Genomic DNA, 22,797 nt, shown 5'->3' with positions numbered 1-22,797 from the left:
TAACAGTAGAGTGACTTGGGGTGGCTGGCAAGTCTATTTTTTTGCACTAAAAAAGTGCTAGACTCTGTACAAATGTGGGGTTCGGGATGCTCGGCGTGTTCTTTATCAGATATCCTTAATAATATTAGCTAATGGTAGAACTCATCCAACCGTATTTAAAGATTATTATGACCGTAAGGTAGAACAAGGAATGAGTAAGAAAAATGCAATTGGGCATTTGAGTGGTAAACTGGCTAATTTAATCTATTCTCTTCTGAAAAATAATGTTAAATATGATCCAGTTGTCCATGCAGCTGCTTGTGGCATTAACTTGGATGAGTTAAATAAATCTAAAGAAGAAACAGAGCCATTATTATTAAGCTGAGGTGTGTATTTTTTCGGTAAGATTCTTTATTTTTTATCAATCCCTAAGTCTATTAAAACGCCAAAAATCCCTACTTTTATATTGAAAGAAGGGATTTTTCTTTATATTCAATTATAGAATTTTAAATTAAAACACTACACTACATTGAATAACAAGTCATAATTATTATATTTGCATGTTAAACTTAAGCACCAAATTTCAATTTCTACACAAACTTTAATTTCCCTTTCGTATATTATAAAGCAACCGTAACATTGGCTATTAGTTCGAAGTTCTACGCAGATCACTATTTTTGGTAAATATCAATATTCTATAAATTACCTTCAGAATCGTAAAGCCTACCATGCTACCGATAGCATTTAATATAATATCATCTATATCAAATTGGCCAAGCTGCATAGCAAATTGGAGAATTTCTAAAGAAAGACTGATTATGATTGAAATGAGAACTACTTTTGAAGACTTATTATATTTTCTAAATATAATTGGTAAGAAAAAACCGAGAGGTATGAAAATTAAAATATTTCCGAGTGTATTATTTATTATGTCGTGTAAGTATAAATTTTCTGTACTATTTAAGTAATAAATCATATTACGAAAAGGTACGAGATTAGAATTTTCTTGCCAAACCTTTATATCAAAGAAACCATTTGAATCTTTCGGATAAAAGAAAAAATTATTACGAGCACTATTTCCCCATATAATATAATCATATACTCTTACAATAATTCTCTTTATTAGCAAGTAGTACAAAACAATTAATGTATATACACCGAATAATACCCATGTGCCCATTTTATATAATCTATAGAAAGGGAATATGACCTCACGATACCCATCTATTAATGGTTTTTGTTCCCCGAAGCTTTTCAATGCTCTTTGAGTGGATTCTTCTTCTGACAACCCCTCTTCTAAGAATTCATTTTTAAGTAAATATAAATGATCTCTCATTTCATCTCTTATTTCATATTTTTCTTCTTCATCACAATTCAAACGCTTTATTATTTGATCAATATAGGTTTCGATGCTCTTATCCATGTCATCCCCTCCGAACAAACCTTTATTAAATGATTGATTTGTGACCAATCTTTCAATTTTTTACTCAATTCCTTTTTACCATCTGCCGTAATTCTGTAATATTTCCTTCTTCCTCCACTCTCAGAATCTTCCCAATAAGAATGAAGCAATTTTTTTTTCTCAAGTCTTTTTAATGCAGGATACAAAGTACCCTCACTCATGTTATAAAGGTTATTACTATTTTCTTTCAAAGTTTTTACTATTTCATATCCATACATATCAACTTTGCTCAAGAGTGAGAGAAGCAGAATATCAATACTGCCCTTCATTACTTCTTTGTCCATAAACTCACCTCATTCTTCCTAATTATTACAATTACATCGTATCACTATAGTACATCGTATTACAAGGGTAATTTGTAATTTTATCCATTTAGATAATATACCATCATAGCCTAAAATAAAAAGGCGCATTTCTTAGAGAAACACGTCCGTTTGTTGTATACAGCCTGAACTTACACAGAATTTTTTCTGAAATCTATCAATAAAGGTATAGTTTACATTAAATTAATGTGTATTAATTTGTTATATTTTCAATCTTCTTTTTATGGAGTAATACTTTAACCACAATAAATAAAATAGCGATGCCTAAAGTAAATGTAAAAAAGAATTTTCCTCCAGTAGTTGATGCTCCTATAAAAAAGACACTTAAAAATAACAATGTAATTACCACAATTACAAAAAATATATCCGATAACTTATTATTAAATTTTGAAATATATATGATTATTAATAATGTCATGTATACAGCACTTAGTAACATTAAAATTGGAAATGTTGGTTGAAATTTTATGGAGTAAACAAAATAATCCAGTATTAGAATGTCTTTTCCGTCCGTGATTGACACTCCAAACAATTTAGTAAACGGTGTCGAATACTTCCATTGGATAGAATGGTCTATAATTCCACTTCCCTCATACCATGCTACTATCGTTGAAAATATAAAAACGAAACCACTGATTATAAATTGAATAATATATTTATACATTATTTAGTCCCTCCTTCCATTCATCCTTATCTTTTTAGTAACGGTAATATACAAAAATAGTTTCAAGAGGTACAGTAATATTCCTTTTTTGACAATTTAATGGAAAAATATCCTTGCCTTATTCAAGGAAAGCGCCCGATTGTTGAATAATAGTTAGTTTTGAACGAAACCTAATTCATTTCCATCTAAATCAAGAATGGTAAATTTCTTTGTACCATAAGGTGTTGAAATTAGCTCCTCGACTATATGTACTTTGTCTTTTAATTCAAGCCATAATGAATCAACATCTGTAACATTAAAATTAAAGCGGCCGTGTGACGGATAATTAATGTCTTCCATTATAGCGAATGTAGCTCCGTATTCTAATTCGAAATGGGCATAGTTAGGGTTTTCAGGTGGCCATGTTGCTGCTACTTTAAACCCTAATATAGTCGTATACCAATCAATTGCTGCATTCAAATTTTTAACATTCACTCTGACATGTGCTAGTCTTGTTTTCATCTTTTCCTCCTTCATACCAAGCTGTTTTAGGTCGCGTCTCTGGATAGCCCATTTTTTCTCGATAATGTTTTCTCTCATTTGTGAAATCAAACCATTGCCTATTACTAGTTGAATCATTCGCATAATGAATAACACAACGAATTTGATCTTCTACACAGCTGTCTGTCCATACATTTAAACGACACTCTAATTCATCGAATAACTCGGCACCATTTTTAGTTTTTATTTCTTCTAATGAATAAATGTTTAAGTTGTACACTAGCTTTTCTGCTAGTTTATACCCAATAGAAGGGACATGTTGAAAGTCAGCTAAACCTTTTATAATCATCGCTCTTTTAACAGGAATATTCAACATTTGAACTAACTGGTCAATGCTAAGGGTATGTACGTCACTTATTTTTACTTTCGCATTTCTAAGTTTTATTTTTTCATTTTGAGTTAATGGCAGTTTTGGATTAGAACTCAAATAATCCCCCCTGTAAAATATTTTATTTAGTAATTCTTTATCTTGTTGTAAAAGTCCTTCCTCAACAATCTGGCCCTATTCTTGAAGAAAGCACTTTTCTTATTCCGAAACTGCTTTCTCTAAAATACTAAAAAATTCTTTACCATCTTTAAATAAATACTTTTTGGATGAAGTATCACTAGTATTTTCAACTGATATCCCTTTTTTATCTATATCCAGATATATCACATAACCTCTGTTTAGAGTCATTTTCATATGGTAATCATTTGCGACACCTGTTGAATTTGAATCGACATTTTTAAATTTCGATTTTTCAAAAGCCTTTATTAATTCTTGCTGAGTTTTTTCTGTTAACTCAATTGGAGCCAAGCTTCCGTCTACGTTTGGATCAACCTTATGCAATTCAACAGTCGTTCCTTCTGCACTAAAATCAACATCTACTAATATATCCTCAGAAGAAAGTGTATCAGAATCAGAATAAGTCGTTTGAGAACTTAAAAAATATACACCTATTCCGACAATAATAACACTAAAAATAGTTATTAAAATAGTTTTCTTATTTTTCATTTCTTCACCCCAATATCAATATTAATTGTCCCATTCTTAATTCTACATTTATACCTATCCTCAACAAATTGCTCCGTTAGTTTTAAGTACAATTCTTCACAATCTCACCTTAATATTAACATATATTGCCATTTTTAATAAATCTGTTATTCAACAATATGGCCCGATTGTTGAATAACAAATAGTGGTTTCTGCCTTCTCCTTGTTAAACTAAAGCCTCCGTTAGTTTAACAATCTAAGCTCTTAAAAAACCTCCTTCAGAGTTAATTATTTGTCCTGTGATCCATTGTGCCTCTTCACTGGCAAGGAACGATACTAACCGGGCTGCATCTTCAGGTAATCCTACTCTCCCTGACAAGAACTTACCTGTTAAATGCGTTTTTATCTCATCTGTCATCCAACCTGTATCCGTAGGACCTGGATTTATTGCGTTAACGGTAATGCCTAATGGTGCCAATTCCGCAGATAAAGAAAGTGTGAAAGCCGATATGGTTCCCTTTGTTGCAACATAGGCTAATTCACCAGTCATTGGTCCAAGTGCTTGTCCTGACGTCATATTGATAATTCTGCCCATCAATTTATTTTGTTGCTTTAAGCGACGAGCAAATTCAACACTTAGAAGAAAAGTTGCTCTCATATTTACTGCATAATGATCATCAAGTGTTTTTGCATCTAATTTCATATATCCATCTCTGGTGGAGTGTGCAGCATTATTAACTAATATTGTTGGAATGCCCAATTGGTAAGTAACCATATCAAGTAGTTTAAATGGGGAGTTTGGTTCAGACAAATCTATTTCTAAGTTGCCACATCTAACTCCGTTTTCTCTTATTATTTCATCTTGGAAATTTACTGCCCAGTCATCATTTGAACCCCAATGTGTAAAGAATATATCCGCGCCTTCTTTTGCCAACTTACGACAAATAGCCGTTCCAATTCCTTTGTTATGGCTTGCACCAGTGACTATTGCTATAGCCCCATCTAATTTCATAATCTCTCCCCCTCGTTTAACAAAACTTTAAATTATTTCTCGTTTCTTAATAAATAAACCTGCCCCGATGTTGCAAGTACATCTATTAAGAAATACCACCTTAAAATTAACATAAATATCCAATTCTATTTAAAACTTTTATTCCATTAAATGGCCCTTTAACAGAAAAGGACCCTCGCCTTTATCCAAGGAAAGTGCCCGATTGTGGAATAAGAGTATTCATTATTTTTCTTTCGTTAAATGATAACTGTCACAAATCATTTTATAAACATCCGCATCTGAAATGGTACCGTCTAGAATTATTGAGTTCCAATGGTTTTTATTTAGGTGATATGCGGGAACAACAGAATTATAAATTTGGCGCCATAAATCTAGTAAACCAGGTTCACACTTTACATTAATCCAAATATGTTTATCTTTCTCAAAAATCCATGCAAAAACTTTCTTGTTTCCTTTATGTCGTATCAATGTCCAATTTTTATCTCTAAACGGATAATCTTCGTATGTATTTTCTTATTTCAAACAGTAATCAATAGTCTCTTTTCTAGTTTTCATTTTTCCCTTCCCTCCCAAAATAAACCTACCCTGTACTTATCTTTAGAAATTGTATTAAGTGAAATACTCCGTTCAACAATATGGTCCTATAACAGAAAAAAACAATATCCTTATTAAGAATCGCTCCCTTTAGTTGAAGAAGAGTTATGTAAATCCAATCGAGTTTTATAACTCACTATAACTACTTTTTTGTATAAAATCTGTAACCACCATAAACAAGCAAGTTTAAGAAAAGCAAAATAAAGATTTGCACTATAGAAATTAAAATAATAAGTAAAACATCTGCATGTAGTATCTTTTCACCCGGAGGTAATTCAACATGTTTAATTAAACTCATAACTACCATAGTGATAACAGAAAAAAAGACACCTAAAAATTCACAAAGTAAGTATTGGTAAAAGCCAATTTTGAATTTTAACTCTAAAGCTATATTTATTATCATAATGACTAAGGGAATAACTATAAATTGAAAAACAAATGCATCAATCTTTACATAAAGGGTTGACCAATAAACTATTTGAAATAAGGCAGCAATTACAATGTTCAGCAAAGCCACAGCAAGGATAGACTTTCTTTTCAAACTTCACACCTCTGATCCTCCATTTTCTAAATGCTTGAATATTTTATTACTACGAGGCTTAGACAGAAAAGTTCCTTATAGAAGTTTTATAATTTTCCACAGGTTAGTGGCAATGAAAAGTAGTATCGTAGAACATTGACAGAGAACGTTTTATCTTCTTAAAAGTAATATTACTTTCCTCAATAAAGTTAAATCAGTAAATTAACTTATACAATTATCTGTCCCTTTTCATGAATAAAGACGAGCATTTCTTATTAAAGAACTTGCCCGATTGTTTAATAACTTTCAAGGTATTTTTCTGTACAGAAACTTTGATTTGGAAACGTTTTGTATTAGCAATTCAGTACTTATTTTTATAATAATCTTCTGCTAAAATAGCCAGGTAATCCATATCTTCATACACATCACCTTTTATGAATTCTTGTTTATGACGACCTTCCCAAATCATTCCGGCCTTTTCCATTACTTTTCTAGAAGCTATATTTCTTACCATACAGCGACTATAAATCCTATTTAATTGATGTTCTTGGAACCCATAGTCAATTATTTTTTTACAGGCTTCAGTTGCATACCCCTTGCCCCATTCTGATACGTCGATAAAATAGCCCACCTCCGCATTTTTGTGAGTGGTAGAAATCGTAACTAACCCACAATTTCCGATATAACGACCATTCTCTTTTAAAAATACAGCAAATTCATATGCTGTTCCTTGTTCAAAGCTTTTTTGTAAATAGGAAATCCAACTATCGACAACTTCACGTGGATATGGATGTGGAATCATCACCATTGTATCTGCAATTTCTTTATGTTTTACGACTTTATAAATATCATCTGCAAATTCATTTTCATAAGGCTTTAACATTAATCTTTCTGTTTCTAAAATCAATTTTTATGCCCCCTTTGAATATAAAAAGTCCTAATCGAATAATTTTATGTAATTAATTTTCAAAGATTTAATATACTACAGGTGTAGTAAATAATAACATAAATGTAATAGTATGTTACATTTGGAAAGCGTCGTTTAGTAACCTTGAATAAAAGATGTTACTCCACAATCTGTCCCGTTAATTGAAAAAAGCACTTCCCTTATTCCCAGGGAAGCGCTTGATTGTTGAATACGCAACTGCATAATATGTTCGGATTGTTCATTACTGAGAATTGGTTATTCGTTAATTTTCCTCACTTCAATATCCTGGGCTTTATTGTTAAACGATTACATACTCAATCTGTTTTCTCCCAATAGTTGAATTCTGCATAAACAAGTATATGATTTACATATTTTTTCAACTCCTATATTAGGCTAGAATATTATTAACATAAAAATTCAATTTAAATGGAGTTGAATATACGGTGAGCGATGTAATAAAAATCTCTACTGGAATGAACTTAGATCCATTAAATTCTGACGTCGTCATCACAATTGAAGGCGATTCAAAAATACCTTTATCGAATGACGATTTAAAAGTAAAAGCAATAATCGCTTTATTAAATTCGATTGATATTAAACATTATCATGAAGCCAATCTTCAAGATGAGGGCTATAAGGCCTTTGTGGATATCATTAACTCTACAAAGGAAGCATTTGGTTTGGATATCATTTAATACCACCATCTTTAAAAAGGGACTGCTGATCCCTTTTTTTATTTTCTTATTGTAATCTCTTCCCCATCTATATCAATTGTCGAGCACGATTGTTGAAAAGATGAACATATAATAAGTAAAAAAATCACGGTTGCACAATAATATTGAAAAAGGATATAGTTACCAGTCCCATTAAAATCAACCTCAAGTTACTTGTCTGCTCAACTATTGATTGACTTCATTAACTGGAAGAAGTATTCAGGTTTATGAGTCTTGTAAAGGTTATACCATGAATGTAAGGTAGCTGGTGAAAATACATCTAACTTCCTTATCACTTCCATCGCAAATTCCAGAGGAGCCACTCCTGATGCAGTAATCAAGTTCGCATCTGATACTGCAGGTCCCATCTTATGATATTTCTCTCCTTTATAATTCGGACAAACCATTTTAAGATACTCTAAATCATTACTTGTATGCTTTCTAAAATCTAGGTATCCACTATTTGCGAGGCCTACGGTTGCACCACAAATTGCAGCGACAATAATGCCCAGCCTTAAAGCTTCGCCAATTTCTTTCAAGATCGGTTGATGAATATCCTCCCCCCAAGTAGTCCCTCCGGGCAAAATTAAAAGATCATTACTCTCAAGATTCCACTCATTAACAGAAATATCCGGTTTTATGCTCAGTCCCCCCATCGTATTAACCATTTCTTTATTAGCCCCTACTGTAACTATTTTTAAAGGTGCTATATCCCTTTTAAAATATCTTCCTGTGTTCAGTTCTGCAATTAAATATCCATATTCCCAGTCTGACATTGTATTAAATACATATAAATAAACATTTCTTGTTTGCATCCAATAACACTCCCATCACAATTGATATAAACTATCATAATAAAACTTCCCTGACAGTTACCGTCAGGGAAGTTATCAATTTTGATGAAAATTTATTAATTCAGACAGCACTTCGACAAGTCTTTCCTTTAGACTTATGGGCTCAGTAACTCGAATAGATTTACCATACGGTAAAAGCAAATAAGGTATATAGGTATGAAGTATATCTTTTTCAAGAAGAAAAATTGCTTGATCCGAACTCCGTTGATGGAGATAGTGACCTAAAAACCAATGTCCGCAAATATCTTCCAACGCCCTGTTGCCTCCTGTAATAATTAAAGTGGTAATTTCTTCTTTATCTTCAATAGTAGGAAGGAGGTTATTCATAAAAAAATCACTTGCCGAAAAATTTTCTGGTTGTTCAAACTTATTTTCGGTCGGCATTAGACTTTCAATTCGATCTACTCTAAAACTACGGATTTCATTTCTAAGATGACAAAATCCAATCACATACCACTTATTATTCCAATAGATGATTCTGTACGGATCGACCAATCTAAACTTTAATTGTTTTTCGCCACTCTTATCGTAATGGATTTTTACTGAGTATCCGTCAGCTACGGACAGTTCTAACTCGTTCAAAAAACCTGCTTTAGAGAGAGAACTAAATCGACTTATTACTTCAAGACTATTAAAATGTTGATTGATCTTTGCTTCCTGCTCTTGATTTGAATGTTTGCTAAGTTTTGAGATAGCCCTATTTAGTGCTTCCCCTCCATAATATCCCGCCTCTTCGGCAAAAACCGCTGCATGAAATAATGAAGTTTGCTCCTCAAAATCAAAAAAGAGAGGTGCTTCAATAAAATGATTCAATAAAGTGTATCCACCGTTATGTCCTGTGTCTGAAATTATAGGTACACCACTCGTTGAAAGTGTATCGATATAACGATACACCGTCCTTATATTCATCTCCAGCTTTTCTGAAATCTGTTTAGCAGTAATTTTTTCACCTGAACTAAGCATCCAAAGAATGGCTAGTATATTATCTATTTTAGGCATCAAATCAACCTCTATATGGAATTTACTATCAAAACTTTTACCTTTATCAACAAAAGAATGTTACTCAACAATTTGACGCGACTGTACAATATCAATCAGTTGGATCCCCTTCCAAACTAAAACATTGCTTGCTCCATTTGAATCAACTGTTACAGCTGCGGAGCGTTCAGGGTGCAACAAGAAGGTATTCTTGCTGTACCGATGATGAACCGGCTGCAGGGAAGGAAATGATTTGACACCCTTAATCGTGCAGACGGCATTAGCTTTTTAAGGGAGCTGCAAACGGAATGGCCTTTTCCGTTACTATGGTTAGTTTCCACTCCATACCATTAAGTACTCCGGCTGTTTGGTTTGCTCATCAGTCAGTTCTTCTTTGACAACAAAACCGTTCTTCTCGTAAAAACGTACTGCGGATGAATTTTCCTTGTAAACTTTTAAATGGATTTCACTTTTCCGATTTTTTTCAAAGTCCAATAACTCTTTCCCTGCCCCTTTATTTTGATGCGCTACATCAATGAAGAGTGCCGCTAAATAATTGTCCACCATGGAGATGAAACCCACTATTCCCGATGGACTCATGAGGACGTGTGTTTCCGACATCGGAATATACTTTTGTTTCATGTCTTCCATTTGCGATTTCCAATAATCCGCCTCAATAAAATGATGCGCCTGCAGGGAGCCTTTGTACCAAATATCAACCAACGTATCCATATCCGTCTCTTCAAATGCTCTTATCATCATAGCCCTCCTTTTTTAGCTGAACTTGAGGTTTTTGTGCTTGTACTTCTTCAACCGACTCGGTTTGCATTGGGGCATCCGATTTCCGATCGAGAAATTTCTCCATCCGGTAGGCGATAAAAACGAGTGCCGCCGCCCCAACACCGATCATTACGCCATCCGTGAAAAGCCCAACAAGTCCGCCAACCAAAACAAACGTCGTTATTTGCAATTTCATCATAAACTCTTGCCCCCTTGCTTAAATATTCTTTTTAAATGAAGTAATCGATAAGCTTTCCGTAATTTTTGTTTCCTCCATTATGGAAAAACCATTTTTCAGATAGAAAGTGACTGCTGGTGTATTCTTGGATCCAGTTGACACGATCATTGCCTTGAAGCCTTCATTGTTGCTTTCAATAAAATTCAATAACTTTTTGGCGATCCCTTTTCTGAAATGGTTGGGATGCACCATTAACCGATGGATGTCGATGATCCCTTCCTCCATCTTGACTGAAATGACTCCGCACAATTCTCCCTCTAGATAATAGCCGAAAAAGGTCTCCGTGCATCGTTGCAACGTCTCCACCGTATCTTTCAGGGGCGGCAATTCATGAAAGTCGATTATTTCAGCCTCCACCTTGTAGGAAGCGAGTTGAATGTCCAAAACTTCTTTGACCAGCTTGGGGTTGGTCATATCAATTTTTGTAATCATGTATCCACCAAAACCTTTACTATTATGTTAATTGCCCATTTTCCTATGTATCTATCAGTACCGTTCCTGGCACTGAATTTTTCCTACATTCTCCATATTATAACCGATATAACTATTTTGGGGGACACTTCCAACAAAATCTCTTATTCATCCACAACCGTATAATCCATCTGTTGTACTGCCTAGATACTACCCGAACCCCCCCTTTAGCTAAATGTGAATTGGATATTTCAAATAATATACAAACTTTTCCTAAGTTTTCAATTAAACCCTTTGTCATATTGTCGATATGTGTATAGAAGTATGCATTTAAAAGATTCCGAAAAGGGAAATCGTTAGGTTTTACAGTAGGTGCGTACCGCTTGTTAGAGGAAATTTTGATGAATGAAAATGTTGACCCAAATTATTTTAGTAGGAGAGTGGAGGAACTTATGTCAGAAAATAATATAATTGATGCTTTTGTTAAGGTAGCCCCATTGTTGAATGAGCTTATCCAAGACGATATCACGGTAGGAATTTACGATACGGAAAAATTATTAATAAATATTCCAGGTAAAACATTCTCGTTAAATGTGAAGCCAGGCGATCGACTGGTTGAAGGGGATATTGTAACCAACGCGATTAGAACCAATCAGCGTCTATCCGCAATTGTACCCAAAGATTTATTTGGATTTCCGCTTGTTGCTCGAGCGCTTCCACTTCATGATAGCGAAGGTAGAGTGATTGGCGGCGTCGGTATCGGCACCAGTTTGGAGAAGGCGAACAAACTATTCGAAATGGCAGAAACTTTCTCTGTCATTGTCGAGCAAACAGCATCATCAATTGGGGCTATTAGCGATTCCGTTACTAGTCTTTCAGACCGCGTCACCGATATCACGGCGCAGATGGAAGGTGTCAGTTCAAGCGCAGAAGAGATTGGTGAAATTTCTTCCGTTGTTAAGGCTATCTCCGATCAAAGTAACCTGTTAGGGCTAAATGCCGCCATAGAAGCTGCAAGAGCCGGTGAAGTAGGAAAAGGATTTTCCATCGTGGCCGATGAAATTCGCAAACTAGCAACCAACTCCAAAGATCACGTGAATCAGATTAACAATATAACGAGAAATATCCAGGATTTGTTACTTACGCTAAACCACTCTTTTTCCGAGGTAAATAAATTAACTGAAACACAGTCAGGTTCAATCCAAGAATTTTCTGCAACGATTCAAGAAATAAGTACGAAAGCACAAGAACTGGCTCAACTTGCCGAACAAACTTTATATAACGGCAATAAAAAGTAAGGGGCGAAAGAAAACATTTAATTATTAAGGTTAAAAGAAAAAGACTGCAGGCAAACTTGTATTCAAGTTTGTCCACAGTCTGGAGGTTGGAGGGTTCCCTTCAACCTTTTTTATTTAGATTATTCTTCATCCATGAATGGATAAGCAATATCCGTCGTAGGCGCAAAGTTTTCTTTAATGACACGAGGAGTTGTCCAACGAATCATGTTGAAGACAGAACCCGCTTTATCGTTTGTACCCGAACCACGTGATCCACCGAATGGTTGTTGGTTGATCATCGCACCAGTTGGTTTGTCATTGATATAGAAGTTACCCGCAGCACCAGATAAACGGCTTTCCAGGTGAAGAATCGCTTGGCGATCTTGTGCAAAAATAGCACCTGTCAATGCGTACATAGACGCTGTATCTACTGCTTCCAAAGTTTCTTCTAATTGATCGTTTTCATAAACATAAATTGTCAGCACTGGTCCGAAGATTTCTTCCACCATTGTTTTGAAGTTCGGATTTGTTGTAACAATAATTGTTGGTTGGATGAAATATCCAACAGAATCATCATAAGTACCACCGGCGATGATTTCTGCTTCATCGGAAGCTGCCGCATAGTCGATATAGCTTGTGATTGAATCAAATGCAGGTTTATCGATGACTGCTCCCATGAAATTGCGGAAGTCGCGTACATCCCCGACTTTAAGCTTGGCAGTTTCTTCAACCAACCCTTTTTTCACATCTTCCCATAGGCTTGCCGGGATGTAAGCGCGTGAAGCTGCGGAACATTTTTGGCCTTGGTATTCAAATGCACCACGAACAAGGTTAGCGACCACTTTGTCGACTTGTGCCGTTTCGTGAGCAAATACGAAGTCTTTCCCGCCTGTTTCTCCAACTAAACGAGGATATGATTTGTAGCTTGCAATGTTCTCCCCTACTGTTTTCCAAATTGTTTGGAATGTAGCTGTAGAACCCGTGAAGTGGAACCCAGACATACGAGGGTCAGTCAACACGATTTCTGATACTTGAGATCCTCGGGAAGGCACGAAGTTGATGACACCTTTCGGTAATCCCGCTTCTTCCAAAATACGCATAAAGTAATAGTTTGCCAGAAGAGAAGTTGTTGCTGGTTTCCAAACGACTACGTTCCCCATCATGGCAGGTGCAGATGGCAAGTTCCCACCAATCGCCGTGAAGTTGAATGGAGAAATCGCCAGTACGAAACCATCCAATGGACGGTAATCCAGGCGGTTCCATACGTTTTTCATGCTGTCAGGTTGGATTTGATACACTTGATTTGCATAGTCCACACCGAAACGCAAGAAGTCCGCTAATTCTTGTGCAGCATCAATTTCAGTTTGGATAGCTGTTTTAGATTGCCCCAACATCGTTGCGGCATTTATTACATCACGGTACGGGCCAGAGATTAGATCAGCAGCTTTCAAGAAAATAGCCGCACGATGTTCCCAAGGCATATTTGCCCATGATTCTTTCGCAGCCATAGCCGCTTCGACCGCATCACGCAGTTCTTTCTCGCCAGCTTCTGAATAGTTTGCTAGAACATGTTGGTGAGCATGTGGCATCACCACTTGCTTCACTGTATCAGTTTTAATATTTTGACCGTTAATAATAACCGGAATATCTACCACGATTTCGGATTGGCGTTTTAGTTCCGCCTTCAATGTTTCTCTTTCTTTTGTACCTGGGGCATATGTATTGCCAGGCTCATTTTTAGGTGTTGGTATTTTGAAAATGCCGTTGCTCATAATTTCACTTTCCCTCCTAATGTAAATAGCTTTCTCGTATTATTCTAAACAATCTTACCACATTCGACAAATTAAAAATAACTTATTCCATAAGATGCTAGTTTCGCCACCTCTTATGAAACCGTTTCCTTCCTTTTGGGTTCCCCTTGAGAAAATACCGACACCAAGTAACCCGAAGCGTTTCGCGGCTTCACTTTGCTAGTTCCATTATTTTTTTATTGTGAACAGTAAAAAAGGTTGCATTAAAAAAGCGCGATTTCTCCTTTAGAAATTGCGCCGAATCTATTTTTGAATTAAAAATCTCTTAGAGTATATTGATAATGAAGATTACCAATACGATTAAAAATGATAAGATGACGGCCCACCATTTGATTTCGATTTTTCTTAATACACGATCGGTAACGTAAAAAGTGATCGCTGAAACAAGACTAAATACGAAAAACACCAAACCAAAAAAGCAGTGTAAAACAAAGGAAATAATCTCACGCCCATAAGTCAGTTCGGGAAGCACCTTGTTACTTATCCAATCACTAAATATGGAGGCCGCCACACCATACGTCAGCACTAACATGACGTTTAAATAATATAAATTGAGAAATCCATTCCACTCAAAATCCGGCAGTGAAAAAATCATTGCGAAAAGCAAACTACTAAGGATAGCGGTTAATATCTTTCTTTTTATGATCATATCCATTCTTCACTTCCCATAATTTTATAGGGCATTTTCGACCTATTTTTCTATCATTCCCCATGCGTGGATTAGTGCAATTTCAGTTAAATGACTGCCCGAAATCACCCTACTTTAACGCTTGCGCCCGGTTTCAAAACAAATGAAATTACTTGCCCAAACCCCAATAGCCATTTACGTAATCTTCCTTTCGGATAATACACGTTGCTATTGATGATAATGTGTGGAACGTCAGGATGCTCTTGAAATAATGCTTTTGCATCCTCTTTCGAAATCCCCATAAAGTAATGCACATGGCTTTCTTTAATCAGTTCATGTTCATCATCTTCCAATGAATCCAAGCTATTGGCAGTTGGATTTTTAAAGTTTTTCAGTCCATCTCCAATGAAATATCCGGCTGCCGCAATTCCGATTGCCAACATTAAATTCCAATCCATCATGTCCCCTCCTGTAGTTCAATGTTTATGCTGGTTGCGATTGGATATTAAGACCCTCTATTGCTAGAGTATCTATTTTTTAGTGATAGGTAAGTTGAATCTTTCAACCTCAAACCTTACGAATGATCTTCAGATATTAGTATTTTCAATGCGCCTAATATGATTGCAAAAATGATGATTATTGGTAAAAACCTAAGGATGTTGTTTGTAGTCAAAAAACTTAAAAGAATGAACGGGATTCCGATCATCACCATCATCGACGTAAATTTTGTGTAGCGGATGGCTTTTGGGGATGGTTCCGGTTCTTCTTTATACATCCACTTTTTCCCTACCAACAGACTGTCCTCCGGATGTAAGTACGACCAAATCAAACCAGCATATAGAGGTATTAGAAAAATAAAGATTACTATCATTTCAGCAAAAGAAGCCATCGTTTATCACCCCAAGTTCAATTTCAGATCCTAATTACTATACGTCTGATCGGTTGATAAGTTTCATTCGATAACCGCTTGTTCCTATTAATTCCCTGTTGGTTCAAGGGGGAACTGTGGAAGTTCATTGTTGTTAAATTAAAAATACCCGCTATTTCATCTTTATGCCCGGGTTGTTGAAGTTCGCCCATGCAATATCACTATTGATGTGCCTCACCATTCGATAGGCTAGCGGGGTGAACCCGCACTTTGGCCAAAATGCCGAGGAAGCCATGTTGGTGATTCTCCAGTCCGTGACCATACTGCTATAGCCCTTTTCTTTCATCATCCTGCATCCTTCATTCATGAGCTTTTTCCCAACCCCTCTTCCCATTTCGGAAGAGTAAGTGCCGGCAATGCCCAACTCCACCCCATTGTCGGGTGTCATCAAGTCTGCCGGGATTGGGCAATATTCCTGAAATCCTATTTCCTTCTCGTCCTTCATCGCAATGAGACACGTCCCATTCGCTTCGGCCACCAAAGTTTTATAGGCTTCGTTTATTTTCAACACCACTTCCGGCAGCGCGGGCTCGAACGTAGGGGCGGCATTTTGGTACGCTTGGATGATGTCGGACATTTTCCCCATCAGCTCCCCATCCAGTTCATTCGCCACTCTGATTTGTGCGTCCGATACATTTTCAAAAGGTTTGTAATCCTGTATGTTCATGACGGCATGTACTTGCTGGATGGAAAAGCTTAACCGCTGGGTGGCATCAAAGTACACTTCGCTCCCAAGAGGTATGATTGCGTAATGCATAAAGCAACCTTGCTCCAACCACGCCACCGAAACTTCCGCATATAGATTTCTTATGAGCTCGGAGGATTGGTCCATTCTGATGGCGATCCCCTCATAAGGCACCCATACATGCCTGCCCCTTATGGAGTCGATCTTGATTTCCCCGATAATGTAGCCGACTAGTTCATTGTTGATGAACGCGCCCATCCCAATCACTTTCTTGTTAACAAACAATTTTCCAAGCAGCTCCGTAATATATTCCAAATGAAGACAACTGTTATTCAGAAACGGGAACACTTCCCCTTCAATCGTTTGCCTGTGCACTAACAAATCAGCCATTGCTGGTATATCTTCCATACCGACCGGCTTGAAGTCAAATCTTCTCATCTTTTATTCTCCTTCAATCGTTTGCATTGTATATTTTACCATCAGGGGTCGTGTTACTAGCAATATGGTGTAGATTTTGGGAATTGATCGTATGACAGATCTAAACTTTTGCACTGGAGTGAATTGGCTCCCCTCATCCAATCAAAGAAGATGTCACTCGTTCAATTCACCAAACTTGCATTGTGTTTATGGACTCGATTTCAGCTTCACTTTGTATATTTTTCCATAGAAGGCGCTCGAGCAACGGAAACTTTGAAGAGTCAGAACAGGTTTAAGTGACTCTTCAAGGTTCTGCAACCTACTTCAGGAACAAAACCATCAGCTCTTCATCAAAGTATCGATCACCGTCTTTTAGTGCTCTCGGTTCGACACCGTATGTTTCAAACCCTAAAGATTTGTAGAGCTTTTTGGCCGATTCGTTCGTCGCAATCACCTGCAGATGAATTTGCTCGACCCCGTCAAAATCATTCGCACGATTGATGATTTCTATCAATAGCGCCTTTCCGACTCCTTGACCCCGCACTTCCGGCGCCGTGTACATTCCATAAATCGTTGCCTTGTGCTTGGATTTCCGGTCCAACTCCCGCATAAGTAGAACAATGCCCATCAACGAACCGTCTTCCTGAAATGCCCCCAACACAAAGCGATCCTCCGCTTGGCGTATTCGCTCCTCGACCTGCTCGATGGTGAAATGAACTTCCCTTTCATATGTAGAACCAAAGCTTTCCGGATTGGTTTGCAATGCTCTTAACCTAAGTGTCTGATAGTTTTGTGCATCCGCTTCCGTTAAGATTCGTATGTTCATGATCCCCCTCCTCTTTCACCCTATCTAAAATAATTCGGTTCAATGAGCAAATATCCTTTTTCATCGAAAAGCAACTCATAATAAGGTCTTACAAAAATTCCATTTTCTAGTAAAATAGAAGTAATGAATAAGAAAGGTAGTGGGCAGGTTGTTCAAAAAACTAATCGGGAATGTAAAAGATTTACTTAATCCACCTACTTCAACGCAACCTACAGACAAACCAAAGAAAAAATCGGTTCTCTCGACATACAAAGAACAAACGGGAAATGGACTGTTGGCGACGATGTTCAATAAAGGCAATTACGGGGAATTCTCCTCCTATGGAAAAATGGCGAAGTTGCCGGGGTACCATAAAGCACTCTTCAACATCTATATTCCGAACGGCAAAGAGCAAACAACCGAGGTGGACCTGGTCTTTCTCCATGAGACCGGCATTTACGTCATTGAATCGAAAAATTACAGCGGCTGGATTTTTGGCGACGAAAAATCGCAAAAGTGGATGCAAACCTTCCCAAATGGGCAAAAGTACTCATTTTACAATCCGCTCAAACAAAACTTCGGCCACATCAAAGCACTGCAAGCCCTCCTCCCCTCCATCGATCAGGAGCATTATAAATCGATCATTGTCTTCAGTGAAAGATGCGAGCTCAAAAAAGTCGCCTATGAGGTAAAAGATACATATGTCATTAAACGTGATAACCTAACAAAATTAATGAAGCAACAAATCGAAGCTTCCCCCAAACGTTTGGAGCCCGACCACATCGACCGGATTTACGGTTTCTTGGCGCAATACCAGCTGGCCGACAAAACTGTAAAGCAGGAGCATGTGGAGAGGATTAAGGAGAAGAAGGGGTGAAAAATAGGTTGGTAAAGCTGATTACGAGCGACAAAGGTAATCGGAATTTTGCTGCTGGAGCACGAGAAGTCGGTGGTAAGGTTACTAAATAAGCTCATCTAAAGGATATCAAACGAATACTGGGGCCTGGGTGGGGAATTTAATAGCTAGTTTTATGGCGGAATTGATGCAAAGAGATTTATAGTAATCGTTTCATATCTTTTTTCAAGCTGGATGTCTTCCATTTCCTATTCTTCAGTATACGCTTGATGTCATAAATACTATTGTATGAAAGCTGGATATAAAAATAGTTTATATACTCCAAAATGGCAAAAACATAAATCAACAATACAGTTACTAAGCCTCCTACAGGCAACGAAGGATACCATTGAATAACATCGAAAATAAACGCAATCACTACGGTGAAAATTATAAACACGTTCATAACTTTAAAGCGCTGTAACAGACGGACAATTTTAGTCGGAGTTGTAGATATGTTCTCTTTCCGCAGTCTTTTTAGTTTGGCATACCAGTATATCGTCCCTTGGATTAGAAGCCATTCTAAAAGGAAGAATGCTGCCCAAAATGAATAGAGTGAATATAATTGCAGCTCAGGAAACGCAGCATTAACTATATAACTAACAAAAACAAAGATAATTACAGAGCTGAATTCACCCGAATATAAATACGACAACCTTCTTTCCAATATCCCTCTCATTTTCCATACACCTCCTAATAATAGTATATGGGGAGGTGAAACTTGTTTCAATAAAGAATTGGGGCTTATGTGAAGGACATTCATACCATATTCCTCATAACTAAAATAATGCTCAATTTCTAGGAATCGGCTAAAATGAGACTATTAAATAATAAAAGGTGATAAAAAATGAAAAAGCAAGTTCACGTGGTTGGCGCTATTATTGAAAATGACCAAAATGAAATTTTCTGTGCAAAAAGAAGCCCCGAAATGTCCCTCCCGAACTATTGGGAATTTCCTGGTGGAAAGATTGAACCTAACGAAACACCCGAACAAGCATTGACTCGAGAAATTCTAGAAGAACTTAACTGCAGCATTGTCGTTGGCGACAAAGTGGAAGACACAACATATGAATATGAAACATTCATTGTCCGACTCGAAACGTATAAAGCCAAACTGGTGGAGGGACAACCTATCGCCACTGAACATGCCGAAACGAAATGGGTGAAACGAGACCAACTAACTCAGCTCGACTTTGCCCCTGCCGATATTCCTGCGGTAGAGAAGATAGCTAGAGAAAAATAAAACCAAAAGAAACGGTGGGAATAGTTTGAACCAACTTATTCGAAAAATCGAGAACTCCCTACATAAAGGATTTATTGATCAAAACAAACCAGTTTCAGGACATTTTAAACCAAAGCTTTTAACAAATAATCATCATGAATCTGTCTTATCCTCACTACTTCAGGAATTAAAAGCTTGCAAGACTTTCACATTTTCTGTTGCTTTCATTACTGAAGGTGGTCTAGCAACCTTAAAAACTATGCTTTATGACTTAAAGCTAAAAGGAGTTAAAGGGAGAATCCTTACTTCTACCTTCCTCAACTTCAATCAACCAAAGATGTTTAAGGAACTTCTCAAATTCGAGAATGTGGAAGTTCGGTTAACTGGAGAAAAGGGTTTTCATTCCAAAGGATACATCTTTGAACATAAGGAATATTATTCTTTAATTGTAGGAAGCTCGAATTTAACAGATAGCGCATTAAAAGCAAATTACGAGTGGAATGTATTTTTAACTTCATTAGAAAACGGCGAAATTATTAATCACTTTAAAAGGCAATTTGAAGATGCTTGGAATGCCGCCATTCCATTAACCGAAGAATGGATCGCTGGTTATAAACAAAACTACGAGTTGCAGCCGTTCATAAAGCATACGACTACCAATGCTTTAGAAATCAATACTAACTATCTCACAAATGATTTAGCAAAAAGCTTATCAATCCAACCAAATAAAATGCAAGATGCCGCGCTTTTACAGCTGAAAACCCTTCGAGAGACAGGTGCTAAAAAAGGTCTGATCATTTCTGCTACTGGAACAGGAAAAACTTATTTATCTGCCTTTGATGTAAGAAACTTTGCTCCAAAGAGAATGCTATTTGTTGTCCATCGAGAGCAAATCTTAAAAAAGGCAATGCAAGATTATCGTAAAGTCCTTGGTGGAAATGAAGAGGATTATGGCATTCTTTCAGGTAATTCAAAGGATGTAAATGCAAAATATTTGTTTGCAACAATTCAAACAATCTCTAGAAACAGCTATTTACACGAATTTTCTAAAGATCATTTTGATTATGTATTAATAGATGAAGTTCATAAAGCCGGTGCGGATTCATATCTCAAAGTCATCAATTATTTTGAACCAGATTTTTTACTCGGTATGACTGCTACACCTGAACGTACAGATGGATTTAATATCTATGAATTATTTGATTACAACATTGCTTATGAAATACGACTACAAGCGGCCCTTGAAGAAGATATGCTTTGTCCATTTCATTATTTTGGTGTAACAGAATTTGAAAAGAATGGAGAAATAGTAGACGATGCGACTGAACTAAAGAATTTAGTTTCCAGAGAACGAGTAAGGCATATTATAGAGAAAGTAAACTATTACGGGCACTCTGGTGATCGAGTAAAGGGTTTAATGTTCTGTAGTTGTAAAGAAGAGGCAAGATCCCTCTCTATACTTTTAAATGAAGCTGGCTTTAAAACTGTGGCACTAACTGGTGATAATGCCCAGGAGGAGCGTGAAGCTGCTATTCAAAAGTTAGAAAGTGGCGAACTCCAGTATATCTTATCCGTGGATATTTTTAATGAAGGAATTGACATCCCCTTTTTAAATCAAATTGTTATGTTGCGCCAAACTCAATCAAGCATTATCTTTATTCAACAGCTTGGTCGCGGGTTACGTAAACATAATTCTAAGGAGTATGTAACAATTATTGATTTTATAGGAAACTATAAGAACAACTATCTTATACCTATCGCTTTATCTGGAGATCAATCCATGAATAAGGATAATGTCCGTCGAAAAACGGTGAACACTGATTACATTCAAGGAGTTTCAACTATTAACTTTGAAGAAATTGCGAGAAAGAAAATTTTCGATGCAATAAACAATACAAATTTATCAACATTAAAGGCTTTAAAAGATGCATACACAGAAGTAAAAAATCGTTTAGGTAGAGTTCCTACCCTACATGATTTTATCGAACAAAATTCACTGGACCCTGAAGTAATTATTAACTACTCGGATAACTACTATAATTTCCTATTAAGAATGAAAGAAGATATTCCTTCTCTTTCAGAATATGAAATTGCCACATTAACAATGCTATCGAAAGAATTTTTAAATGGTAAAAGAGTTCATGAAGTGATATTGATTGAAGAATTACTTAAGGAGTCATTCATTTCGAAAGAATCATATATTGCTAAATTAAATGATTTTGGTGCCTATGTGAATGATGAAACTATACAATCAGTGGAGAATATTTTTGCTTTAGAATTTTTTGTTCAAAACGATATAAAAAAATATGGCGGGAAATCAATTATTAAATTAATTGATGGTAACTACCAATTTAATGAAGAGATTCAAGAAAGTTTGAGGGATTCAAATTTCACTAGGTATATTGTGGATATTGTTAAGTGTGCATTAATTAAAAGCAGAAAATACAATAAATCGAAACCTTTCACTCTATATGAAAAATACTCAAGACGAGATGTTTGCAAGCTCTTAAACTGGGATAAAAATGAGGAAGGAACTTTAAATGGTGGACGTATTAAAAATGGAACATGTCCAATATTTGTAAATTACCATAAGAATGAAGAAGATTCCGCTGCAAAATACTTAGATGAATTTTTGTCTAATGATCTATTCCAATGGTGCTCAACTAAAAACCGCACAGTCATGGCTAAAGATATCAATCCCATTGTCCATTCCACTGAAAATGGCGTTGCTGTACATTTATTTGTTAAGAAACATAATGGAGAAGGAAAAGATTTTTATTACCTTGGCCCAGTATCCGTTGATAGTGAATCAGCAAAGAATCAAAAACTAGAAGATGAAGGCGTTCACTATGGTGTCGTCACAATGAACATGCTATTAGAAACTCCTGTTCAGTATGATATTTATCATTATTTGGTGGAGGAATAAAAATATAAGTATAAGGAGTTTAAAACTTCTTATACTTTTTTATTTTTCAAAGTTCAAAAGGATTGTCTATTACTTCACCATTCTTCAGCAAAATTTCATATGATTCTGATCCAAGGTAATATACATGATACACTTGATAAAATCTCCACTATTTTTTTGTCTTTATTTCTAAATCCAATTGTAGATATTGAGTTTACTAAAACCTCAAGTACATAGCTATGTATTTGCCTCTCA

Annotated in this window: 27 protein-coding genes and 1 pseudogene; 6 read left to right on the top strand and 22 right to left on the bottom strand. The window is 36.2% G+C overall.

From position 1 onward, the window contains the following. Nucleotides 1-190: 190 nt before the first annotated feature. Complete coding sequence (locus tag CD33_RS20500; protein ID WP_176400106.1) at nt 191-364, top strand: hypothetical protein; 174 nt, start codon at nt 191-193, stop codon at nt 362-364. Nucleotides 365-625: 261 nt separating this feature from the next. Here the strand turns inward: CD33_RS20500 and CD33_RS08065 are convergent, their stop codons facing one another. From CD33_RS08065 to CD33_RS08020, 10 genes and pseudogenes are all read right to left on the bottom strand, one after another. Further along, entirely contained in the window at nt 626-1,402 is a 777-nt protein-coding gene (locus CD33_RS08065) for a VanZ family protein (RefSeq protein ID WP_036199876.1), read from the bottom strand. Continuing rightward, nucleotides 1,366-1,725, bottom strand: coding sequence for a PadR family transcriptional regulator (locus CD33_RS08060; RefSeq protein WP_036199874.1), 360 nt, complete (start codon nt 1,723-1,725; stop codon nt 1,366-1,368). Before CD33_RS08060 ends, CD33_RS08065 begins: the two co-directional genes overlap by 37 nt. Nucleotides 1,726-1,957: 232 nt before the next feature. Next, entirely contained in the window at nt 1,958-2,428 is a 471-nt protein-coding gene (locus CD33_RS08055) for a DUF4306 domain-containing protein (protein WP_036199872.1), read from the bottom strand. 153 nt (nt 2,429-2,581) lie between these two features. Beyond that, the gene (locus CD33_RS08050; protein ID WP_036199869.1) at nt 2,582-2,929 is read right to left on the bottom strand and encodes a VOC family protein; all 348 of its coding nucleotides are present in this window, start codon (nt 2,927-2,929) and stop codon (nt 2,582-2,584) included. Beyond that, nucleotides 2,892-3,395, bottom strand: coding sequence for a helix-hairpin-helix domain-containing protein (locus CD33_RS08045; RefSeq protein ID WP_036199867.1), 504 nt, complete (start codon nt 3,393-3,395; stop codon nt 2,892-2,894). Before CD33_RS08045 ends, CD33_RS08050 begins: the two co-directional genes overlap by 38 nt. Nucleotides 3,396-3,494: 99 nt before the next feature. Beyond that, nucleotides 3,495-3,962: a hypothetical protein gene (locus CD33_RS08040; protein ID WP_036199865.1), complete on the bottom strand. Its 468-nt coding sequence runs from the start codon at nt 3,960-3,962 to the stop codon at nt 3,495-3,497. A gap of 235 nt (nt 3,963-4,197) precedes the next feature. After that, the gene (locus CD33_RS08035) at nt 4,198-4,953 is read right to left on the bottom strand and encodes an SDR family oxidoreductase (RefSeq protein WP_036199863.1); all 756 of its coding nucleotides are present in this window, start codon (nt 4,951-4,953) and stop codon (nt 4,198-4,200) included. Nucleotides 4,954-5,175: 222 nt separating this feature from the next. Further along, a pseudogene (locus tag CD33_RS08030) lies at nt 5,176-5,508 on the bottom strand (MmcQ/YjbR family DNA-binding protein). A gap of 181 nt (nt 5,509-5,689) precedes the next feature. After that, the gene (locus tag CD33_RS08025; RefSeq protein ID WP_036199861.1) at nt 5,690-6,088 is read right to left on the bottom strand and encodes a hypothetical protein; all 399 of its coding nucleotides are present in this window, start codon (nt 6,086-6,088) and stop codon (nt 5,690-5,692) included. 340 nt (nt 6,089-6,428) lie between these two features. Further along, nucleotides 6,429-6,974 carry a GNAT family N-acetyltransferase gene (locus CD33_RS08020; RefSeq protein WP_036199860.1) on the bottom strand — a complete coding sequence of 182 codons (546 nt, stop codon included), beginning with the start codon at nt 6,972-6,974 and terminating at the stop codon, nt 6,429-6,431. Nucleotides 6,975-7,438: 464 nt separating this feature from the next. On the opposite strand from CD33_RS08020, the gene CD33_RS08015 reads away from it, so the two are divergent. Further along, entirely contained in the window at nt 7,439-7,690 is a 252-nt protein-coding gene (locus CD33_RS08015) for a hypothetical protein (RefSeq protein ID WP_036199858.1), read from the top strand. Nucleotides 7,691-7,890: 200 nt separating this feature from the next. Here the strand turns inward: CD33_RS08015 and CD33_RS08010 are convergent, their stop codons facing one another. From CD33_RS08010 to CD33_RS07990, 5 genes are all read right to left on the bottom strand, one after another. Beyond that, nucleotides 7,891-8,523, bottom strand: coding sequence for a type 1 glutamine amidotransferase family protein (locus tag CD33_RS08010; protein ID WP_036199857.1), 633 nt, complete (start codon nt 8,521-8,523; stop codon nt 7,891-7,893). Nucleotides 8,524-8,598: 75 nt separating this feature from the next. Next, nucleotides 8,599-9,561 (bottom strand): helix-turn-helix transcriptional regulator, encoded by a 963-nt coding sequence (locus CD33_RS08005; protein WP_036199855.1) that lies wholly within the window; start codon nt 9,559-9,561, stop codon nt 8,599-8,601. A gap of 309 nt (nt 9,562-9,870) precedes the next feature. Continuing rightward, nucleotides 9,871-10,299 carry a GNAT family N-acetyltransferase gene (locus CD33_RS08000; RefSeq protein ID WP_036199852.1) on the bottom strand — a complete coding sequence of 143 codons (429 nt, stop codon included), beginning with the start codon at nt 10,297-10,299 and terminating at the stop codon, nt 9,871-9,873. Further along, nucleotides 10,283-10,519 carry a DUF3329 domain-containing protein gene (locus CD33_RS07995; RefSeq protein ID WP_036199849.1) on the bottom strand — a complete coding sequence of 79 codons (237 nt, stop codon included), beginning with the start codon at nt 10,517-10,519 and terminating at the stop codon, nt 10,283-10,285. The genes CD33_RS08000 and CD33_RS07995 overlap by 17 nt, the downstream gene beginning before the upstream one ends. 18 nt (nt 10,520-10,537) lie before the next feature. Beyond that, entirely contained in the window at nt 10,538-10,990 is a 453-nt protein-coding gene (locus CD33_RS07990; RefSeq protein ID WP_036199847.1) for a GNAT family N-acetyltransferase, read from the bottom strand. A 431-nt stretch (nt 10,991-11,421) separates the two neighbouring features. Between CD33_RS07990 and CD33_RS07985 the strand changes: the two genes are divergently transcribed. Then, on the top strand, nt 11,422-12,267 hold the full coding sequence (locus tag CD33_RS07985) for a methyl-accepting chemotaxis protein (RefSeq protein ID WP_036199845.1): 846 nt from the start codon (nt 11,422-11,424) through the stop codon (nt 12,265-12,267). Nucleotides 12,268-12,386: 119 nt separating this feature from the next. On the opposite strand, the gene pruA is transcribed toward CD33_RS07985, so the two are convergent. The 6 genes from pruA to CD33_RS07955 form a co-directional block, all read right to left on the bottom strand. After that, the gene (gene pruA, locus CD33_RS07980) at nt 12,387-14,018 is read right to left on the bottom strand and encodes an L-glutamate gamma-semialdehyde dehydrogenase (protein WP_036199844.1); all 1,632 of its coding nucleotides are present in this window, start codon (nt 14,016-14,018) and stop codon (nt 12,387-12,389) included. A 304-nt stretch (nt 14,019-14,322) separates the two neighbouring features. Beyond that, nucleotides 14,323-14,712, bottom strand: a complete 390-nt coding sequence (locus CD33_RS20495; RefSeq protein ID WP_176400105.1) for a hypothetical protein — start codon at nt 14,710-14,712, stop codon at nt 14,323-14,325. Nucleotides 14,713-14,810: 98 nt separating this feature from the next. Continuing rightward, nucleotides 14,811-15,143 carry a hypothetical protein gene (locus CD33_RS07970; RefSeq protein WP_052130106.1) on the bottom strand — a complete coding sequence of 111 codons (333 nt, stop codon included), beginning with the start codon at nt 15,141-15,143 and terminating at the stop codon, nt 14,811-14,813. Nucleotides 15,144-15,259: 116 nt separating this feature from the next. Next, on the bottom strand, nt 15,260-15,574 hold the full coding sequence (locus CD33_RS07965) for a hypothetical protein (RefSeq protein WP_176400104.1): 315 nt from the start codon (nt 15,572-15,574) through the stop codon (nt 15,260-15,262). Between the two features lie 151 nt (nt 15,575-15,725). Next, complete coding sequence (locus CD33_RS07960; protein WP_036199842.1) at nt 15,726-16,736, bottom strand: GNAT family N-acetyltransferase; 1,011 nt, start codon at nt 16,734-16,736, stop codon at nt 15,726-15,728. A 298-nt stretch (nt 16,737-17,034) separates the two neighbouring features. Further along, entirely contained in the window at nt 17,035-17,541 is a 507-nt protein-coding gene (locus CD33_RS07955; protein WP_036199840.1) for a GNAT family N-acetyltransferase, read from the bottom strand. Nucleotides 17,542-17,689: 148 nt separating this feature from the next. On the opposite strand from CD33_RS07955, the gene CD33_RS07950 reads away from it, so the two are divergent. After that, nucleotides 17,690-18,397 carry a nuclease-related domain-containing protein gene (locus CD33_RS07950; protein ID WP_052130104.1) on the top strand — a complete coding sequence of 236 codons (708 nt, stop codon included), beginning with the start codon at nt 17,690-17,692 and terminating at the stop codon, nt 18,395-18,397. A 178-nt stretch (nt 18,398-18,575) separates the two neighbouring features. Here the strand turns inward: CD33_RS07950 and CD33_RS07945 are convergent, their stop codons facing one another. Further along, nucleotides 18,576-19,094: a hypothetical protein gene (locus CD33_RS07945; protein ID WP_036199839.1), complete on the bottom strand. Its 519-nt coding sequence runs from the start codon at nt 19,092-19,094 to the stop codon at nt 18,576-18,578. A gap of 168 nt (nt 19,095-19,262) precedes the next feature. Between CD33_RS07945 and CD33_RS07940 the strand changes: the two genes are divergently transcribed. Together CD33_RS07940 and CD33_RS07935 are read left to right on the top strand one after the other, a co-directional pair. Next, a complete protein-coding gene (locus CD33_RS07940) occupies nt 19,263-19,658 on the top strand; it encodes a (deoxy)nucleoside triphosphate pyrophosphohydrolase (protein WP_036199837.1) in 396 nt (131 codons plus the stop codon). A gap of 25 nt (nt 19,659-19,683) precedes the next feature. Continuing rightward, nucleotides 19,684-22,563 (top strand): DEAD/DEAH box helicase, encoded by a 2,880-nt coding sequence (locus tag CD33_RS07935; protein ID WP_036199835.1) that lies wholly within the window; start codon nt 19,684-19,686, stop codon nt 22,561-22,563. Nucleotides 22,564-22,797 lie beyond the last annotated feature (234 nt).

Origin of the sequence: Ureibacillus sinduriensis BLB-1 = JCM 15800, from assembly GCF_000772955.1 — a bacterium.
GTDB lineage: Bacteria > Bacillota > Bacilli > Bacillales_A > Planococcaceae > Ureibacillus > Ureibacillus sinduriensis.
Note: the sequence above shows the minus strand (reverse complement) of the source record. Positions and strands in the feature narration are given on the sequence as shown.